This is a genomic window from Cupriavidus sp. SZY C1, from assembly GCF_032190535.1.
In the GTDB taxonomy this organism is placed as follows: domain Bacteria; phylum Pseudomonadota; class Gammaproteobacteria; order Burkholderiales; family Burkholderiaceae; genus Cupriavidus; species Cupriavidus pauculus_C.
The window spans coordinates 759,730-777,142 of record NZ_JAUANU010000001.1 but is presented as its reverse complement, the minus strand read 5'-3'; the positions used below and the strand labels follow the sequence as shown (position 1 = coordinate 777,142).

General features: G+C 68.4%; 17 protein-coding genes. 8 read left to right on the top strand and 9 right to left on the bottom strand.

What is annotated here, in order from left to right; all coding sequences use genetic code 11:
* Positions 1 to 75 precede the first annotated feature (75 nt).
* The 3 genes from QTN24_RS03655 to mtgA all read left to right on the top strand — a co-directional run bounded on the left by QTN24_RS03655 (position 76) and on the right by mtgA (position 2,673).
* On the top strand, positions 76 to 1,011 hold the full coding sequence (locus tag QTN24_RS03655) for an energy transducer TonB (RefSeq protein WP_124683264.1): 936 nt from the start codon (positions 76 to 78) through the stop codon (positions 1,009 to 1,011).
* Positions 1,011 to 1,892 carry a shikimate dehydrogenase gene (gene aroE / locus QTN24_RS03650; protein ID WP_124683265.1) on the top strand — a complete coding sequence of 294 codons (882 nt, stop codon included), beginning with the start codon at positions 1,011 to 1,013 and terminating at the stop codon, positions 1,890 to 1,892. Before QTN24_RS03655 ends, aroE begins: the two co-directional genes overlap by 1 nt.
* Before the next feature lie 79 nt (positions 1,893 to 1,971).
* On the top strand, positions 1,972 to 2,673 hold the full coding sequence (gene mtgA, locus QTN24_RS03645) for a monofunctional biosynthetic peptidoglycan transglycosylase (RefSeq protein ID WP_124685034.1): 702 nt from the start codon (positions 1,972 to 1,974) through the stop codon (positions 2,671 to 2,673).
* Positions 2,674 to 2,725: 52 nt separating this feature from the next.
* On the opposite strand, the gene corA is transcribed toward mtgA, so the two are convergent.
* Both corA and QTN24_RS03635 read right to left on the bottom strand, forming a co-directional pair.
* Positions 2,726 to 3,688 carry a magnesium/cobalt transporter CorA gene (gene corA, locus QTN24_RS03640; protein WP_124683266.1) on the bottom strand — a complete coding sequence of 321 codons (963 nt, stop codon included), beginning with the start codon at positions 3,686 to 3,688 and terminating at the stop codon, positions 2,726 to 2,728.
* A gap of 470 nt (positions 3,689 to 4,158) precedes the next feature.
* Positions 4,159 to 5,043, bottom strand: coding sequence for a DMT family transporter (locus tag QTN24_RS03635; RefSeq protein WP_313835325.1), 885 nt, complete (start codon positions 5,041 to 5,043; stop codon positions 4,159 to 4,161).
* 220 nt (positions 5,044 to 5,263) lie between these two features.
* On the opposite strand from QTN24_RS03635, the gene pyrF reads away from it, so the two are divergent.
* Entirely contained in the window at positions 5,264 to 6,082 is an 819-nt protein-coding gene (gene pyrF, locus QTN24_RS03630) for an orotidine-5'-phosphate decarboxylase (protein WP_124683268.1), read from the top strand.
* Between the two features lie 161 nt (positions 6,083 to 6,243).
* Here the strand turns inward: pyrF and QTN24_RS03625 are convergent, their stop codons facing one another.
* The 3 genes from QTN24_RS03625 to thiL form a co-directional block, all read right to left on the bottom strand.
* Positions 6,244 to 6,741, bottom strand: a complete 498-nt coding sequence (locus tag QTN24_RS03625; protein WP_124683269.1) for a CinA family protein — start codon at positions 6,739 to 6,741, stop codon at positions 6,244 to 6,246.
* 42 nt (positions 6,742 to 6,783) lie between these two features.
* Positions 6,784 to 7,365: a phosphatidylglycerophosphatase A gene (locus tag QTN24_RS03620; RefSeq protein ID WP_124683270.1), complete on the bottom strand. Its 582-nt coding sequence runs from the start codon at positions 7,363 to 7,365 to the stop codon at positions 6,784 to 6,786.
* Between the two features lie 103 nt (positions 7,366 to 7,468).
* Positions 7,469 to 8,464 carry a thiamine-phosphate kinase gene (gene thiL, locus QTN24_RS03615; RefSeq protein ID WP_409558971.1) on the bottom strand — a complete coding sequence of 332 codons (996 nt, stop codon included), beginning with the start codon at positions 8,462 to 8,464 and terminating at the stop codon, positions 7,469 to 7,471.
* A 221-nt stretch (positions 8,465 to 8,685) separates the two neighbouring features.
* Here thiL and QTN24_RS03610 point away from each other — a divergent pair, with 221 nt between their 5' ends.
* The 3 genes from QTN24_RS03610 (at position 8,686) to QTN24_RS03600 (ending at position 12,396) form a co-directional block, all read left to right on the top strand.
* Complete coding sequence (locus QTN24_RS03610; protein ID WP_124683271.1) at positions 8,686 to 11,010, top strand: NADP-dependent malic enzyme; 2,325 nt, start codon at positions 8,686 to 8,688, stop codon at positions 11,008 to 11,010.
* Positions 11,011 to 11,440: 430 nt separating this feature from the next.
* A complete protein-coding gene (locus QTN24_RS03605) occupies positions 11,441 to 11,791 on the top strand; it encodes a ribonuclease domain-containing protein (protein WP_124683272.1) in 351 nt (116 codons plus the stop codon).
* The gene (locus QTN24_RS03600; protein WP_313835324.1) at positions 11,788 to 12,396 is read left to right on the top strand and encodes a barstar family protein; all 609 of its coding nucleotides are present in this window, start codon (positions 11,788 to 11,790) and stop codon (positions 12,394 to 12,396) included. The genes QTN24_RS03605 and QTN24_RS03600 overlap by 4 nt, the downstream gene beginning before the upstream one ends.
* Positions 12,397 to 12,486: 90 nt before the next feature.
* On the opposite strand, the gene QTN24_RS03595 is transcribed toward QTN24_RS03600, so the two are convergent.
* Genes QTN24_RS03595 through QTN24_RS03580 form a run of 4 tightly spaced genes read right to left on the bottom strand, consistent with a single transcriptional unit; the run spans position 12,487 to position 15,228 of the window.
* Positions 12,487 to 13,119: a YidB family protein gene (locus QTN24_RS03595; protein WP_313835323.1), complete on the bottom strand. Its 633-nt coding sequence runs from the start codon at positions 13,117 to 13,119 to the stop codon at positions 12,487 to 12,489.
* Positions 13,120 to 13,132: 13 nt separating this feature from the next.
* Positions 13,133 to 13,876, bottom strand: coding sequence for a 16S rRNA (uracil(1498)-N(3))-methyltransferase (locus tag QTN24_RS03590; protein WP_313835322.1), 744 nt, complete (start codon positions 13,874 to 13,876; stop codon positions 13,133 to 13,135).
* The gene (locus QTN24_RS03585; RefSeq protein WP_313835321.1) at positions 13,876 to 14,310 is read right to left on the bottom strand and encodes a VOC family protein; all 435 of its coding nucleotides are present in this window, start codon (positions 14,308 to 14,310) and stop codon (positions 13,876 to 13,878) included. Before QTN24_RS03585 ends, QTN24_RS03590 begins: the two co-directional genes overlap by 1 nt.
* A 60-nt stretch (positions 14,311 to 14,370) precedes the next feature.
* Entirely contained in the window at positions 14,371 to 15,228 is an 858-nt protein-coding gene (locus QTN24_RS03580) for a spermidine synthase (RefSeq protein WP_313835320.1), read from the bottom strand.
* 64 nt (positions 15,229 to 15,292) lie between these two features.
* Between QTN24_RS03580 and tkt the strand changes: the two genes are divergently transcribed.
* Positions 15,293 to 17,380, top strand: a complete 2,088-nt coding sequence (gene tkt / locus QTN24_RS03575) for a transketolase (RefSeq protein ID WP_409558970.1) — start codon at positions 15,293 to 15,295, stop codon at positions 17,378 to 17,380.
* Positions 17,381 to 17,413 lie beyond the last annotated feature (33 nt).

Here is a 17,413-nt window from a genome sequence, read left to right as displayed (position 1 = left end):
TCCCCCTGCAGGGGGGGATGGCCGGTTTGCCAAACGATTGCCCTCCCACGCCGACCGCCTGGTCCCTGACCCATCGTGAACGCCGTTCTTCCCGCTTTCCGCCCCTCGCATCCGCGCGACTGGTGGCGATCCAGCAGCACGCTGGCCAAGGCGCTGGCCGTGTCGGTCGCCATCCATGCGGCGCTGCTGATGGTGCGCATTGCCGCGCCGGAGGTGTTCGAGATCAAGCGGTCCGATCCCCAGCTCGACGTGGTGCTGGTCAACGCGAAATCGGCCGAAAAGCCGCGCAACCCGACCGTGCTGGCCCAGGCCAACCTGGACGGCGGCGGCGACCATGACGCCCAGCGCGCCACCACGCCGCTGCCGGCGCAGACCGAATCGAAGGACGGCGACCTCGTGCGCCTGACCCAGCGCCGCATCGAGCAGCTGGAAGAAGAGCAGCGCCGGCTGATGACGCAGGCCCGCGAGGCGGCGCCGGCCGTGCGCAGCCAGCCCATGAAGCCGGGCGAGCAGCGCCTGGACACCCCGCTGCGCGGCCAGGACGACCGCACGTCGACCGACGAGATGGCCAAGCTGGAGGCCGAGATCGGCCGCAATCTCGAACACTACGCCAAGCGCCCCAAGCGCATGCAGCTTACGGCCACCAGCGCGCAGGGCGTGGAGTACGCGCAGTATTACGACCGCCTGCGCCGCCGGATCGAGGCGCGCGGCACGAGCGATTTCCCGCAGAAGAACGGCAAGCCGCTCTATGGGCAACTGATCCTGGTGATCAACGTGAACCGCCAGGGCAAGCTCGGCTATAACCGCGACGGCTACAACATCGACGCGATCGACGTGGCCAAGAGCTCTGGCGACCCGGCGCTGGACCGCCAGGCCGTGGCGATTGTCCGCGCGGCGGCGCCGTTCGGGCCGTTCACGGCCGAGATGCAGTCGAAGCAGGACATCCTCGAAGTCATTTCCACTTTCAAGTTCACCCGCAGCGGGCTCGACGTCCGCCTGCAAGGACGCTGATGACCGCAGAACAGTCTTCCCCCGCCGACCGCTACGTCGTGGTCGGCAACCCCGTCTCGCACAGCCGCTCGCCGGCCATCCACGCCGCGTTTGCGCGCCAGACCGGCGAGGCCGTGCAGTACGACCGCCTGGAGGCGCCGCTGGACGGCTTTGCTGACACCGTGCGCCGCTTTCTGGCCGAGGGCGGCCACGGCTGCAACGTGACCACGCCGTTCAAGCTGGAAGCCTACGACCTGTCCGACCGCCTGACGCCGCGCGCCGAGGCTGCCGGGGCGGTCAACACGATGTGGATCGAGGACGGGCTGATCCATGGCGACAACACCGACGGCGTCGGGCTGGTGCGCGACATCCAGGACAACCTCGACGTGCTGCTGGAAGACAAGCGCATCCTGGTGCTGGGCGCCGGCGGCGCGGCGATGGGCGCGATGCTGCCGCTGATCGAATGTCGGCCGGCCCGCATCGTGGTGGCCAACCGCACGGCGCAGAAGGCCAGCGACATGGTCGAGGCGTTCGTCGAGGCGGCCGACCAGTACGGCGTGGAGTTGTGGGCCGGCGGGCTGGACGCGCTGGGCGCGCTGTCCGAGGACGAAGGCTGCGACGTGGTCATCAACGCATCGGCCAGCAGCCTGCAGGGCGAGCTGCCGCCGGTGCCCGAGCACCTGCTGGGCGAAGGCGTGCTGGCCTACGACATGATGTACGGCGCCCGGCCGACCGTGTTCCTGGCCTACGCGGCCAGGTGCGGCGCGCGCACGGCCGATGGCCTGGGCATGCTCGTGGAGCAGGCCGCCGAGGCGTTCTACAACTGGCGCGGCGTGCGCCCGGGGACCACCCCGGTGCTGGCCGAGCTGCGCGCCGCGCTGCAGGCGGAAGCCGCGCGCTAACCGCCCGTCATCTGCCTTGGCTCGCCAGCGCACCGCCGCCGCACGCGCGCCCGCCAGAGCGTCGGGCGCGGCCAATCCGCTGCGCTGGATTGGCTATCTGGGCGAATGCCTGATCGTCGGCGTGCTGGCGCTGCAGGTGTACTTCTTCCTGCAGATCGCGGCCTGGCAATACCTGGACCCGTCGTCCACGTCGTTCATGCGCGCCGAGCGCTGGCGGCTGTGCGGGCTGAATGTCTGGAGTTGCTCGGTGGACCGCAAGTGGGTGGGCTATGGCGAGATGTCGCGCAACATCAAGCGCGCGGTGATCGCCAGCGAGGACGCCGACTTCGTGAACCACCCGGGCTACGAGCTGGATGCCATGCTGGACGCCTGGGAGCGCAACAAGAAGCGCGGACACATCGTGCGCGGCGGGTCGACGATCACCCAGCAGCTTGCCAAGAACCTGTTCCTGTCCTCGGAGCAATACTACGTGCGCAAGGGCCAGGAGCTGGCCATCACGTGGATGCTCGAATTCTGGCTGGACAAGCAGCGCATCTTCGAGATCTACCTGAACTCGGTGGAGTGGGGCGAGGGCGTGTTCGGCGTGGAGGCCGCCGCGCAGCACTACTTCCACACGTCGGCGTCCCGGCTGACCGTCGGCCAGGCCGCCCGGCTGGCTGCCGCGCTGCCGGCGCCCAAGTGCTTCGACAAGAAGGAGTACTGCGCCAACGTCCGCGTGAACTTCCGCACCAAGGCATCGATCATCGCCCGGCGCATGGGGGCGGCAACGCTGCCGGATTGAGAGAGGGCTCCGTTCTCCCACTTCGCGGGATAGGGGAGCCGGGGCCAGCCTGCTAGCTCAGCCAGCCCTTCCGGCGGAAATACACCAGCGGAATCGCCGCCGATACCGCCATCAGCGCGATGGCCCACGGGTAGCCGATGGCCCAGTCCAGTTCCGGCATCAGCTTGAAGTTCATGCCGTAGATGCTGGCGATCAGCGTGGGCGGCATCAGCGCCACCGACACCACCGAGAACAGCTTGATGATCTTGTTCTGGTTGATGTTGATGAAACCGACCGTGGCGTCCATCAGGAAGTTGATCTTGTCGAACAGGAACGCGGTGTGGTTCTCGATCGAGTCGATGTCGCGCAGGATCTGGCGCGCCTCGTCCTGCTGCTCGGCCGACAGCAGCTGGCTGCGCATCAGGAACGACACGGCGCGGCGCGTATCCATGACGTTGCGGCGGATGCGGCCGTTCAGGTCTTCCTCGCGGGCGATGGTTTCCAGCACGTCGGCGGCGGCGGCATCGGTCACGTTCTCGGCCAGCACGCGGCGGCTGGCTTCCTCCAGGCGCTCGTAGATCTCCTCGATCGAATCGGCCGAGTACTCGGCGTCGGTCGCGTAGAGGTCCATCAGCACGTCCTTGGCGTTGCGCACGGACCCCGGACGCATGCGGGCGCGCAGCCGCACCAGGCGGAACACGGGCAGGTCTTCGTCGTGGATCGAGAACAGGACGTCGCGCGTGAGCACGAAGGCCACGCGCACGTTGCGCGACGCCTCGTCCTCGTCGAGCAGGAAGTCGGTGCGGATGTGGATATTCTCGTCCTCGCCCTCGAAGTAGCGCGCCGACGCCTCCAGGTCGCCCAGGTCCTCCAGCTCGGGCAGGACCACGTTGTAGGCTTCCTTGATCCACGCCAGCTCCTCGTCGTCGGGGCTGACCACGTCGATCCAGATGGGCTTGTGCTGCAGCAGCTCGTTGCGCTCGTCGACCTGCTCCTGGGCAAGCCGGCCTTTCTGCAGGACGAACAGGTTGATCATCCCTGGGATTCCTTGTGACTGATTGCGCGGGTCGGAGACGTGCGCAGGCAAGGCTTGGCCAGCAAGGCGACCATGAGGCGGCCGGCAAGCGTGATCGCGCTGCCGGCGGGCGCGGAACCGCGTCCGGGGGCAAGGCGATGACGTTTGCCTGTTGCCTGTATCTGGCTGGCAAGCCGGGGGAGGGAAGATCCGGTGCGCGACGCGGCGGTCAGCAAGACGCACCGCGCGGGAATCGGAAGGACACACTCACCCGCAGGTGTCTGCGGGCAAGCACGGCGACGAGCAGGGCGATGGCCCCGCGCGGATCGGCGTTACGCAGCCCGCAGTGACATGGCATCCGGCGATGACGCGGCACGGCCGCGGCAGCCCGAACACCCGATGCTACTGCCCACGTAGTTTCTCCGGGATTCTGATGGCCGCGAGTGTAATCCAACGGGAGGGGGCTTGTTAAGTGAAATCTCTGGTGTTGCTCAGAGGCGCCGGCGCAGCAGCGGCGCCAGCATGACCGACGACAGCGCCGCGAACATCAGCACGATGGCCGCGTAGTCCTGCCAGTGCGGCGTCTCGCCCAGCAGCCACATGCCCGAGAACACGCCCACCACCGGAATGAACATGATCGACAGGCTCGACACCACCGGCGGCAGGCTGCGCGCCAGCGCGAACCAGACCAGGTGGCAGTAGGCAAAGACCACCACGGCGTTGTAGCCGATGGCGGCCCATTCCACGGCCGTCGGCATGCGCCAGCCGGTCTCGAACAGCGCCGAGCCGATGGCCAGGAACGGCAGCGTGACGGCCAGCATCCAGAACGTCAGCGCGCCGATGGAGACGTCGATGGGCGTGCGTTTCATCAACTGGGTGCCAAAGCCCCAGCCGGCCGCCGCCACCAGCATCAGCACGGTGCCGGCCGGGCTGCCGGTCAGCGCGGCGATCTCGCCGGACAGCAGCAGCACCGTGCCGGCCAGCGCGCAGCCGATGCCGATCCAGGCCGACAGCGCAATCCGCTCGCGGAAGATCACCAGCCCCCAGATCACGGCCCAGATCGGCATGGTGTAGCCCAGGATGGCCGCGCGGCCCGACGACAGCAGCTTGACCGCGCAGATCGCGAACAGGTGCCAGATGACCATGTTCGGGATGGCCAGCCGCACCACGGTGCCCCACGCCTGGCGCGGCACGCGCAGCGATTCGCCGCGCACCTTGAGCGCCAGCCCCAGCGCCACGAGCCCGCCGGCCATGCACAGCAGCCGGAACCCCATAGCCGGGAAATGCGCCACGCCAAGCTTCATGATCGGCCAGTTCAGGCCCCAGGCAAGGGTCAGGATGACGAGCAGGAGCACGCCGCGGCGGTCGAGTTGCATGGATTGGCGGGATGGCGACGTGGCGGTCGCTCTTTTTAAGCGGAAGCTCCAGACAATAGCATGCCAGCAGGTAGAATGCCGCCGACGCCACCATGGCGCGCCGCGCGACGCCCGTCGCGCCCTGCCGGCGGCCAACCGCCCGGCCGCCGCGCGCGTTATGCTGTGCATACTGTCGAACCCGGGCGGGACGCCAGCCCCGCCCGACTTCTCCGAGCCTCCCATGACCTTTACCGAGCTGCTGTCCAGCGCCTGGCAGCGAAACGATTCCCTGCTGTGCGTCGGGCTCGATCCGGACCCGGCCAAGCTGCCGCTGTCGATGACCGGCACGGGCGGGGCGATCTTCTCGTTCTGCCGCGAAATCGTCGACGCCACCGCCGACCTGGTCTGCGCCTTCAAGCCGCAGATTGCCTATTTCCATTCCCAGCGCGCCGAGGACCAGCTAGAACAGCTGATCGAATACATCCACGACGCCCACCCGGGGATCCCCGTGATCCTGGACGCCAAGCGCGGCGACATCGGCTCCACGGCCGAGCACTACGCGATCGAGGCGTTCGACCGCTACAAGGCCGACGCGGTGACCGTCAGCCCGTACATGGGTTTCGATTCGATGTCGCCGTACCTGGCGCATCCGGGCAAGGGCGTGATCGTGCTGTGCCGCACGTCTAACCCGGGCGGCTCGGACGTGCAGTTCCTGCAGGTCGACGGCAAGCCGCTGTACCAGGTGGTGGCCGAGGCCGCGCGCGAACGCTGGAATACGAACGGCCAGATGGGCCTGGTGGTGGGCGCCACGTTCCCGAACGAGATTGCCCGGGTGCGCCAGATCGTCGGCGACATGCCGCTGCTGATCCCGGGCATCGGCGCCCAGGGCGGCGACATCGAGGCCACCGTGAAGGCCGGCCGCACGGCCGACGGCACCGGCATGATGATCAACTCGTCGCGCGCCATCCTGTACGCCAGCCGCGACAAGAACTTCGCCGCCGCCGCCCGCAACGTGGCGCTGCAGACGCGCGAGACGATCAACCGGTTCCGGCACGGCTGAGCCCGGTTGGCGCCGGGTGGCTCCCCTCTCCCGCGTGCGGGAGAGGGGCTGGGGGAGAGGGCCGGCGGTTCAATCCGCGAGGTGTCGCGACTTGCGCCTCAACGCCCTCTCCCCCGACCCCTCTCCCGCCGTGCGGGAGAGGGGAGTCAACCAGCGGATTCTTACGCCTCGTTCCGAATCAGCTCGATCAGTCCGCGCATCGCGTGCTCGGCCGCCTGGCGGCGGATCTGGGCGCGGTCGCCCTTGAAGCGCTGGGTTTCGGTGCGGGTGGTGATGCGGTTGCTCCAGCCAAAGCAGACCATGCCGACCGGCTTGTCCGGGGTGCCGCCGGTGGGGCCGGCCACGCCGGTGATCGACAGCGACACCTGGGCGCGGCTGTTCAGCAGGGCGCCCTCGGCCATGGCGTGGGCCACTTCCTCGCTGACCGCGCCGTGGTCGCGGATCAGCTTCGCGGGCACGCCGATCATGGTCGTCTTGGCCTCGTTCGAATAAGTCACGAAGCCGCGCTCGAACCAGCCGGACGACCCTGAGATATCGGTGATGGCCGCCGCCACGAGCCCGCCCGTGCAGGATTCCGCGGTGGCGAGCATGAGCGAGCGTTCCGCGAGGGCGGCTCCGGCCTGGATGGCTAGCTGGTCAAGCAGGCGGCTGACGGACATGGCGGCGATTCCCCGAATCCTGGTGCAGAAAGGGCGCGGCGCTCAGAACGAGCGCCACAGGGCGAACACGAGCAGCGTGTAGAACGCCGCGAAGATATCGTCGAACATCACGCCGAAGGCGCCCGTGAAGCCGGGGCCCTTGAGCGTGCGGTCGTAGTAGCGGATCGGCGCCGGCTTGGCGATGTCGAACAGCCGGAACCACAGGAAGGCCGCGAACTGGCCCCAGAACCCGGTGGGCGTGACGAAGACCAGCACCAGCCAGAACGCCACGATCTCGTCCCAGACCATGCTGCCGTGGTCGTAGACGCCCATGTCGCGCGCGGTGCGCAGGCACGCCCAGATGCCGAGCACGAAGCCCCCGGCGATGATCCACAGCCACGTGGTCGGCTCGATCCACATCGAGATCACGACGAACGACAGCCAGCCGTAGAGCGTGCCGACCGTGCCGGGGCTGACCGGCGACAGGCCGGAGCCAAAGCCGAGCGCCAGCAGCCGGGCCGGATGGCCAAGCATGAAGCGCGCGGTGGGGCGCGTGATGCGGGACGTCTGGCCGGCCTCCAGCGTGACGGGCTCGGCAGGATGGGCGGGGTCGCGCGGCGCGGCCCCGGGGGGATAGGCGGACATCAAGAACCTGGCTCGACTTTTCTAGTGGTATATGGCGCGCAAGCGCACGGCTCTCCCTGTTGCGCGCATGCCCGGCATCATGACACGGCTTGGCGGCGGTGTGTCACGGCGCGGTGAAATGATCGAACGACGCGCCCGCGTACGTGTACGGGTCGCCATGGCGGTCGACCAGCCGCAGCCCGGCCTCCGGAGTGATCGATCCGACACGCGTGAGCGGCAGGCCCAGTTGCTGGCCGATGGCGGCGATGGCCTCGCGCTGACCCACCGGGGCGGTGAAGCACAGTTCGTAGTCGTCGCCGCCGGCCAGCACGCAGTCGCGCTGGCAGTTGATCGGCTGCGCGCCCAGGATGGCCGAGCGGGGCAGGGCGTCGACGTCGACGATGGCGCCGACCGACGAGCGGGCGAGGATGTGGCCCAGGTCGCCGATCAGGCCGTCGGAAATGTCCAGCGCCGCGTGCGCCACGCCGCGCAGCGCCATGCCCAGCGCCACGCGCGGCGTCGGGGTGTCCATGCGCGGCCGCACCTCGCTGAAATCGGGCTCGGGCAGCAGCCATTCGCCGCGGCAGTCGCCCAGTGCCAGCCGGGCGTCGCCGAGCGTGCCCGAGATCCAGATGTCGTCGCCGGGCCGGGCGGCGTCGCGGCGCAGCGCCTGGCGCAGCGGCACGTCGCCGAACACGGTGATGGACAGCGTCAGGGGGCCCTTGGTGGTGTCGCCGCCGATCAGCTCGCAGCCGTGGTCGTCGGCCAAGGCCAGCAGGCCGCCGGCAAAGGCTTCCAGCCACGCGGGATCGGCCTCCGGCAGCGCCAGCGCCAGCGTGAACGCGCGCGGCTCGGCGCCCATCGCGGCCAGGTCCGACAGGTTCACGGCCAGCGCCTTGTGGCCCAGTGCGCGCGGCGGGACATCGGGAAAGAAATGGCGGCCGCTGACCAGCATGTCGGAGCTGATGGCCAGCTGGTGGCCCGGGCGCGGGTCGATCAGCGCGCAGTCATCGCCCACGCCGAGCGCCGCCTTGTGCACCGGGCGCGTGAAGAAGCGGCGAATCAGGTCGAATTCGGAAAGGGAGACGGCGCTGGGATCTGGCATGAAGGTGGGGGGCATACCGGCTGGTCAAGCCCAGCGGCATGCGGCATATTGTACCGAAACGCAAAGGTGCCCCGCGCAAAACGCCCATTGTGAAATAGTTTTTCACAATATAAAATGCGCCATTTCCAAGGCAGCAGCCTAAGCGCCTGTGAAAGCGGAGACAGCGGGTTCGTGGAGCCGGCCCGTGCTCATTCCCAGCGTTATTCATGCGGCTCCACTGATCGGAAGATGCGCAGATGACAAGCCCTCAGCAGTCCCCGTCCCAAGACGATCTGAAACAGCAGCAGCGTGAGGCGCTGCGCAAGGCCGCACTCGAATACCACGAGTTTCCGACCCCCGGCAAGATTTCCGTCACCCCCACCAAGCCGCTGTCGAACCAGCGTGACCTGGCCCTGGCCTACTCGCCGGGCGTGGCCGCCGCGTGCGAGGAAATCGTCGCCGACCAGGCCAATTCCTTCCGCTATACCGCCCGTGGCAACCTGGTGGCCGTGATTACCAACGGTACCGCCGTGCTGGGCCTGGGCGACATTGGCGCCGCGGCGTCGAAGCCGGTCATGGAAGGCAAGGGCGGGCTGTTCAAGAAGTTTGCCGGCATCGATGTCTTCGACATCGAGATCGACGAGAAGGACCCCGAGAAGCTGGTGGACATCATCGCGTCGCTGGAGCCCACGTTCGGCGGCATCAATCTTGAAGACATCAAGGCGCCGGAGTGCTTCTACGTGGAGCGCAAGCTGCGCGAGCGGATGAAGATTCCCGTCTTCCACGACGACCAGCACGGCACCGCCATCGTGGTGGGCGCGGCGGTCATCAACGGGCTGAAGGTCGTCGGCAAGGACATCTCGAAGGTGAAGCTGGTGGCCTCGGGCGCCGGCGCGGCCGCGCTGGCCTGCCTGGACCTGCTGGTCGACATGGGCCTGCCGATCGAGAACATCTGGGTGACGGACCTGGCCGGCGTGGTCTACGAGGGCCGCACCGAGCTGATGGACCCGGAAAAGGCGCGCTTCTCGCAGAAGACCGACAAGCGCAAGCTGGCCGAGGTCATGGACGGCGCCGACATCTTCCTGGGCCTGTCCGCCGCCGGCGTGCTGAAGCCGGAAATGGTGCAGAAGATGGCCGACAAGCCGCTGGTGCTGGCGCTGGCCAACCCGAACCCGGAAATCATGCCGGAACTGGCCAAGGAAGTGCGTCCGGACGCCGTGATCGCCACGGGCCGCACCGACTATCCGAACCAGGTCAACAACGTCCTCTGCTTCCCGTTCATCTTCCGTGGCGCGCTGGACTGCGGCGCGACGACGATCACGCGCGAGATGGAGATTGCCGCGGCCAACGCCGTGGCAGAGCTGGCCCGCCAGGAACAGAGCGACATCGTCGCCACGGCCTATGGCATCCAGGACCTGTCGTTCGGCCCCGAATACCTGATCCCGAAGCCGTTCGACCCGCGCCTGATCGTCAAGATCGCGCCGGCCGTGGCCGAGGCGGCGGCCAAGAGCGGCGTGGCCGCGCGGCCGATCGAGGACATGGACGCGTATCGCCTGCAACTGCAGCAGTTCGTCTACCACTCGGGCACGCTGATGAAGCCGATCTACGCGGCCGCGCGCAAGGTGGAGATGGAAAAGAAGCGCATCGTCTTTGCCGAGGGCGAAGAGGAACGCGTGCTGCGCGCCGTGCAGGTGATCGTCGACGAGAAGCTGGCCAACCCGATCCTGATCGGCCGTCCGGCCGTGCTGTCGCACCGGATCGAGCGCTTTGGCCTGCGCCTGCGCATGGGCGTGGACTTCACGGTCGTCAATCCCGAGCATGACGAGCGCTTCCGCGACTATTCGGATACGTACTACCGCATGATGGCCCGCGAGGGCGTCACCCAGCAGTACGCCAAGCTGGAAATGCGCCGCCGCACCACGCTGATCGGCGCGATGCTGGTCAAGAAGGGCGAGGCCGACGGCATGATCTGCGGCACGGTCAGCACCACGGCGGCCCACCTGCGCTATATCGACCAGGTGCTCGGCGGCACGAACAAGGTGTACGCCGCGATGAACGGCCTGGTGCTGCCGGGCCGCCAGATCTTCCTGGTGGACACGCACGTGAACGTCGACCCGACCGCCGAGGAACTGGCCGAGATCACGATCATGGCGGCCGAGGAACTGAAGCGCTTTGGCATCGAGCCGAAGGTGGGGCTGCTGTCGCATTCGAACTTCGGCACGTCCGAGGCACCGTCGGCCCGCAAGATGCGCGATACGCTGCAGATCCTGCGCGACCGCGCGCCGGACCTGGAAGTCGATGGCGAAATGCACGGCGACAGCGCGCTGGACGAGAAGCTGCGCGATTCGCTGGTGCCGGACGGCTCGCTCAAGGGCGAAGCCAACCTGCTGGTCTGCCCGAACATCGACGCGGCCAATATCTCGTACAACCTGCTCAAGGTGGCGGCCGGCAACAACGTGGCCATCGGCCCGATCCTGCTGGGCGTGAAGGCGCCGGTGCATATCCTGACGCCGTCGGCCACCGTGCGCCGTATCGTCAACATGACCGCGCTGGTCGTGGTGGACGCCGCCGCCAAGGGTTGATCGCCGTAAAAGCCCGCGGGCTGGCACCGGCCCGCCGGGCCATCGTCCGCATGTGATGCAGAAGCCGGGTCCGCCCGGCTTTTTTTCATGTCCGCGCCCGGCGCCCCTTGTGAGGTTAGTATGCGCACACATATCAATAACATATTGAAACAATTGAAGAAATTCCGCCTGCCACGGCGCGGGGATTGATTAATGGTGGACTTGCGCGTAACCTTACGCCTTTGAATGCGGACGCTCGCCTGGGCGTGCCGGAGCCGTCGCAGGCCTTTCTGCGTGGCGCCGGAATGACCCGCCACCAACCTTCGCCAACGATTCATTCACCATCGTGGGTTCCCGGAATTCGCAAAGCCAGTCGCAGCGGCAGTCAAGTCGGCAGTCCCTGAGCCTGGTACGGAGCCTGGGCCACGTGTTGGCCGGCGCGGCGCTGACGATGGCGCTGTCCCTGGCGCCGCAGGGTGCGATGGCAAGGCAGTCGCCCGACCTGGCCGGGATGGTGGGAACCATCGCGGCCCCGCAGTTGCCCAACGAGGCGCAGCAGACGCTGGAGCTGATACAGGCCGGCGGGCCGTTCCCGTATGACAAGGATGGTTCGCGGTTCGGCAACTACGAACGCATCCTGCCGCAGCAGCCTCGCGGGTATTACCGCGAATACACCGTCAAGAACAGCAAGAGCCGGAATCGGGGAGCTAGGCGGATCGTGTGCGGTGGTGACCAACGCGCCGCCAACGACTGCTATTACACGGAAGACCACTACAACAGTTTCAAACGGATAACCAAATGATGACTGACATTTTCGGACTGGGCGACGCCCTTGCCGCCCGCGAGGAGCGCGGCGCCGGAGATGGCTGGCAAAGGGCTCACCATCACGCCCAGAACCTATATGACAACGTGCTGATGATGCCCCGCCAGGATCTGACGCACCGACTTCCGCCCGCCTGTGCGCCAGTCATGGTCACGTGGGCTGACGACGGCACCAACGAGGGAGCCATGAATCTGTTCAAGACGGTGCGTCCCAACATCGTCCAGTCGATCCGCGCGTTCCGGGTGCCCGAGCTGTCCCAGGCCGCCGCCGCGCTGAACCAGCATTTCCTGTACGCCAACTGCGCCGATTGCGCGAGCAAGGCGGAAATCCTGGAGCGGATTGCCACGGAATTCACGTTCCCGAAGCATTTCGGCAAGAATTTCGACGCCCTGTCCGACTGCCTGACCGACATGATCCACAAGTCGGGCCCGCAGCCCGGTTTCGTGATCGTGCTGGAAGGTCTGCCGATCGCGCAGAAGTTCGACAAGGAAGCGCGCGAGGTGCTGCTCGACGTATTCCGTGACGCCGCCGAGTTCTGGAGCGAGCGCAAGGTGCAGTTCCGGGTGTTCTACTCGTTCGCCTGAGCGCCGCGCCGGCTCCGCGCCGGCATGATGAAAAAAAGCCCGCTGCTGCCAGCGGGCTTTTTGTTTGGGCAAGCGCCGTGGCGCGGGCGTTCAGGCCGCCGGCGGGACCTGCCCGTTCGGCGTGAGCCGGTCGATCAGTTCCGGCAGGCCTTCGCTGAGGCTCGCGGCCACGTCGTCGGACGACATGCCGGTGGTTTCCGCCAGCGACTGCAGCGCGCCGGTGTCGCCCAGCGCCGACGACAGGTCGGCCGGGCTGACCGCCTCGTTGGCGCCGGTGCCGATCCAGGAATCCACCTGATGCCCCAGCCCGGCCTGGCCCAGGATGTCGCGCAACGCGCCGATGCCGCCGGCCGCCGCGCCCATCGCCTGTGCCGATCCGCCGGCTTCGCCCTGGCCGCCCAGCAGGCCGCCCAGCAGCGATCCGAGGTCGAGACCGCCCGGCGCCGGCGCGCTGCCGCCGCCCAGCATGCCGCCGAGCATCCCGCCCAGGCCACCCAGGCCACCCAGACCCCCGAGTCCGCCCAGCCCGCCGCCCGCCGCGCCCGCGTCGGCGGGCTCGGCCGGCGCCACGCTGCCGTCGGCGCCCTGGTGCTTGTTGCGCATGGCCAGCATCGCCAGCAGGCCAAGGGCCATGATCAGCTTCGGATTGACGCCGCCGGACTGGCCCGGCTGGCCGCCCCGCTGGCCCAGCACGCCACCCAGCACGCTATCGAGTAGTCCCATCTCAGACTCCTTATCAAAATCCGCCAAGGATGGCGTTCAGCGTTGCCAGGCATGCCAGCCCGGCGGTTTCCGTGCGCAGGATGCGCGGCCCCAGCGTCACGCCGATGAAACCGGCGCGGCGCGCGGCGTCTTCCTCGTCGGCGGACAAGCCGCCTTCGGGCCCGATCAGCAGCGTGACGCCCGTGGCACGCCATGCGTCACGGTGCGTCGCGGCCAGGTCCGCCAGCGACCCGGACGCGCGCGGCGACAGCAGCAGCCGGGCGCCCGAGGCCGGTGCGCTGGCCAGCCACGCTTCCAAGGTAGCGACCGGCGCCACGGCCGGCAAGCGATTGCGTCCGCATTGTTCGCACGCGGCCTGCACCAGCGCCTGCCAGTGCGCCTGGCGCTTGGCCGCGCGGTCGCCAGACAGCCGCACGACCGAGCGGCTGGCCTGCAGCGGCTGGATCGCCGTGACTCCCAGTTCCACGGCTTTCTCGATCAGCCAGTCCATCTTGTCGCCGCCGGCCAGCCCCTGGGCCAGCGTGACGGCGAATGGCGTTTCGGCCTCGGCGGCGTCATGGGCGCCCACGCGGGCCACCGCGTGCCGCTTGCCGATCTCGCCCAGCGTGGCGGCGTGGCTGCCGCCCTGGCCGTTGAACAGCGTGATGGCGTCGCCGGTGGCCAGGCGCAGCACCTGCACGTGGCGGACGACGGGTTCGGGCAACGGCAGCACGGCATCGGCGGCGAGCGCCGTATCGACAAAGAATCTCGGTGGCATCAAGCGTTGGGGGTGGCGTCGGGGGATGCGGTCAGCCGCGCGGCGAAGCCCCATCGGTATCCATCGGGGTCCTCGACCATGCAGTAGCGGTCGCCCCAGAACTGGTCGGCTGGCGGCGCGATGCTGGTGGCGCCGGCAGCGATGGCGCGCGCGTACAGCGCGTCCACGTCGTCGCAGTAGACGTAGAACGTCTGGGGCGCTTCCACGCCCATGGAGCGGGGCGTGCGGGCCGTGCTGCCCCAGGCGCCCTCGGGCGCGAACATGATGACGAGCTGGCCCCGGTAATGCATTTCGGCATGGGTGGGCACGCCGTTTTCGTCGACCACGTGGCCGGCTTCGAAGCCGAAGGCCCGCTGGTAGAAATCGATGGCGGCGCGTCCGCTGGCGACCGTGAGATAGGGCGTCAGCCAGGGCGTATTGGGCGGTCTGGACATGAGGGTCTCCCGGATGGCACAAGCGCCCGGCCGCACGGCGCGGCGGGGCGTCCGTGCATGTTACGCGGGACGGCCAGCGCTGTCGAAGATCGCCTGGAGGTGGCGCGGGTGATCGAACAGCGCCGGATGCAGCTCGGCGCGGTAGGCGCGCAGGGCGCCGTCGAGCTGCCACTGGCGCAGCCGGTCGGCAATGCGCGCGGGCGGATGGGTGGCGATGTCGAGCGCGTCGCTGGCCAGTGCGATGCCCCACAGCGCGCCATACGCGGGGATGAACGTGGTCAGCGGCGCCACGTGCCGGAACACCTGGCGCAGCCGGGCCAGCAGCAGGCGGCTGGCATCGGGCCGGTGCCACGGCGGTCCGAGATGCATCGAGATCGCGCCGCCCGGTGTCAGGCAGCGGCGCGCGGTCTGCATGCCGTGCGGGGAGAAAAGGGCGGCGGCGGGGCTGCCGTCGTCGGCCTCGGTGAGGTCATAGACGATCAGGTCGAACTGGCGTCCGGCCCGCGCAAAGGCTTCCATCAGCCCCAGGCCGTCGCCGATGGCGATGTGCAGGCGCGCATCGCCGGGCTCGTCGAGCGCGCCCCGGTGGATGCCGGCCAGCCACGTGCGCGCCAACCGCACGACTTCGGCATCCAGTTCGGCCACCACGACTTCCCGCATCGTGGGAATCCGCAGCAGTTCGAAGGCCGAGCCGCCGTCGCCGCCGCCCACGACAAGCGCGCTACGTGGCGAACCGTGCACTGCCGCCATCGGTACGGTCATCAGTTCGTGCTGGATGAAGGCGTCGGCTTCGGTGCTCATCACGCGGCCATCGAGCCGGAAAATCCGGCCAAAGCGCGCGTTCTCGCCAATTTCCACCTGCTGGTGGGGCGTGCGCGAGGCCGCCAGCACGGCGATCTCGCCCAGCGTGGTGCCCACGCCGGGCGCCAGCCATTCGGTCCACGTCTGAGACCCCCTTCGGGACGTGTCCGGACGCCCGGAAATGCCGCCTGCTTCTGCTAAAATTGCGGTTTTCCCGCCGTCAGGTTCCCGCATGTCTGCCCTCGCCCATCCCGCCACCAGTCCTTTCGCCAACCAACCCGTCAAGCTGATGGCCGATGCCATCCGCGTGCTCGCCATGGACGCCGTCCAGCAGGCCAACTCCGGCCACCCCGGCGCGCCGATGGGAATGGCGGACATCGCCGTGGCACTATGGGGACGGCACCTGAAGCATAACCCGGTCAATCCGCAGTGGGCCGACCGCGACCGCTTCGTGCTGTCTAACGGCCACGGATCGATGCTGATTTATGCCCTGCTGCACCTGACCGGCTACGACCTGCCCGTGGAAGAGCTGCGCAACTTCCGCCAGCTGCACAGCAAGACGGCGGGCCACCCCGAGTACGGCATCACGCCGGGCGTGGAAACCACGACCGGCCCGCTGGGCCAGGGCATCACCAACGCGGTGGGCATGGCGCTGGCGGAACGCCTGCTGGCCGAGGAATTCAACCGCCCGGGCTTCGACATCGTCAACCACCACACGTACGTGTTCATGGGCGACGGCTGCCTGATGGAAGGCATCAGCCACGAGGCCTGCTCGCTGGCCGGCACGCTGAAGCTGAACAAGCTGATCGCGTTCTGGGACGACAACGGCATCTCGATCGACGGCGACGTGGTGCACTGGTTTGCCGACGACACGCCCAAGCGCTTCGAGGCCTATGGCTGGAACGTGATCCGCGCCGTGGACGGCCATGACGTGGTGGCCGTGGACAACGCCATCGCCCAGGCCAAGGCCAGCGACAAGCCGACGCTGATCTGCTGCCGCACGATCATCGGCAAGGGCGCGCCGAACAAGGCCGGCGGCCACGACGTGCACGGCGCCCCGCTGGGCGGCGCCGAAGTGCTGGCCACGCGCGAGGCGCTGGGCTGGGCGCACGCCCCGTTCGAACTGCCCGAGGACGTCTACGCGGCCTGGAATGCCAAGACCACCGGCGCGGCGCTGGAAAAGGCCTGGGACGCACTGTTCGACGCCTACGCCGAACTGCATCCGAACGAGGCCGGCGAATTCAAGCGCCGCATGCGTGGCGAACTGCCGGCCGCGTTCGACGCCGCCGTGGACGCCTTCATCGCCAAGTGCGAGGAAAAGGCCGAGACCATCGCCACGCGCAAGGCCAGCCAGAACACGATCGAGGCGTTCGCGCCGGTGCTGCCCGAATTCCTGGGCGGCTCGGCCGACCTGACCGGCTCGAACCTGACCAACTGGTCGGGCACGCAGCCGGTGCGCGTGGACGCCTGGGGCAACCACATCAACTACGGCGTGCGCGAGTTCGGCATGAGCGCCATCATGAACGGCATCGCGCTGCATGGCGGCTACGTGCCCTACGGCGCCACGTTCCTGACGTTCTCGGACTACAGCCGCAACGCGCTGCGCATGGCCGCGCTGATGAAGATCCGCTCGCTGTTCGTGTTCACGCACGATTCGATCGGCCTGGGCGAGGACGGCCCGACGCACCAGTCGATCGAGCACGTGGCCAGCCTGCGCCTGATCCCGAACATGGACGTCTGGCGTACCGCCGACACCACCGAGACCGCCGTGGCCTGGGCCCAGGCGATCCGCCGCGAGAACGGCCCGAGCTGCCTGATCTTCAGCCGCCAGAACCTGCCGTTCCAGCAGCGTGACGACGCCACGCGCGCCAACATCGCCCGCGGCGGCTACGTGCTGCGCGACGCCAGGAACCCGCGCACCAAGCGTCCGGACGCCGTGATCCTGGCCACGGGCTCGGAAGTGGGCCTGGCCGTGGGCGCGGCCGACGCGCTGGCCGCCGATGGCGTGTACGTGCGCGTGGTCTCGGTGCCGGCCACGACCGTGTTCGACAAGCAGGACGCCGCCTACAAGGCCAGCGTGCTGCCGGCCGGCGTGCCGCGCGTGGCCGTGGAAGCCGGCGTGACGGACTTCTGGTGGAAGTACCAGGTGCAGGCCGTCGTCGGCATCGACACCTTCGGCGAGTCGGCCCCGGCCGGCGTGCTGTTCAAGCATTTCGGCTTCACCGTGGAAAACGTGGCGGACACCGTCCGCGCCACGCTGGCCCAGTAAATCTCGCCCGCGCGGTTGGCCGGTGCGATGCGC

What these genes read in the sequence shown, in the direction of transcription:
- aroE (WP_124683265.1), top strand. Translation starts at nt 1,011, where the DNA reads ATGACCGCAGAACAGTCTTCCCCCGCCGACCGCTACGTCGTGGTCGGC.
- corA (WP_124683266.1), bottom strand. Translation starts at nt 3,688, where the DNA reads ATGATCAACCTGTTCGTCCTGCAGAAAGGCCGGCTTGCCCAGGAGCAG.
- QTN24_RS03635 (WP_313835325.1), bottom strand. Translation starts at nt 5,043, where the DNA reads ATGCAACTCGACCGCCGCGGCGTGCTCCTGCTCGTCATCCTGACCCTT.
- pyrF (WP_124683268.1), top strand. Translation starts at nt 5,264, where the DNA reads ATGACCTTTACCGAGCTGCTGTCCAGCGCCTGGCAGCGAAACGATTCC.
- QTN24_RS03625 (WP_124683269.1), bottom strand. Translation starts at nt 6,741, where the DNA reads ATGTCCGTCAGCCGCCTGCTTGACCAGCTAGCCATCCAGGCCGGAGCC.
- QTN24_RS03620 (WP_124683270.1), bottom strand. Translation starts at nt 7,365, where the DNA reads ATGTCCGCCTATCCCCCCGGGGCCGCGCCGCGCGACCCCGCCCATCCT.
- thiL (WP_409558971.1), bottom strand. Translation starts at nt 8,464, where the DNA reads ATGCCCCCCACCTTCATGCCAGATCCCAGCGCCGTCTCCCTTTCCGAA.
- QTN24_RS03610 (WP_124683271.1), top strand. Translation starts at nt 8,686, where the DNA reads ATGACAAGCCCTCAGCAGTCCCCGTCCCAAGACGATCTGAAACAGCAG.
- QTN24_RS03605 (WP_124683272.1), top strand. Translation starts at nt 11,441, where the DNA reads ATGGCGCTGTCCCTGGCGCCGCAGGGTGCGATGGCAAGGCAGTCGCCC.
- QTN24_RS03600 (WP_313835324.1), top strand. Translation starts at nt 11,788, where the DNA reads ATGATGACTGACATTTTCGGACTGGGCGACGCCCTTGCCGCCCGCGAG.
- QTN24_RS03595 (WP_313835323.1), bottom strand. Translation starts at nt 13,119, where the DNA reads ATGGGACTACTCGATAGCGTGCTGGGTGGCGTGCTGGGCCAGCGGGGC.
- QTN24_RS03590 (WP_313835322.1), bottom strand. Translation starts at nt 13,876, where the DNA reads ATGCCACCGAGATTCTTTGTCGATACGGCGCTCGCCGCCGATGCCGTG.
- QTN24_RS03585 (WP_313835321.1), bottom strand. Translation starts at nt 14,310, where the DNA reads ATGTCCAGACCGCCCAATACGCCCTGGCTGACGCCCTATCTCACGGTC.
- tkt (WP_409558970.1), top strand. Translation starts at nt 15,293, where the DNA reads ATGCCGCCTGCTTCTGCTAAAATTGCGGTTTTCCCGCCGTCAGGTTCC.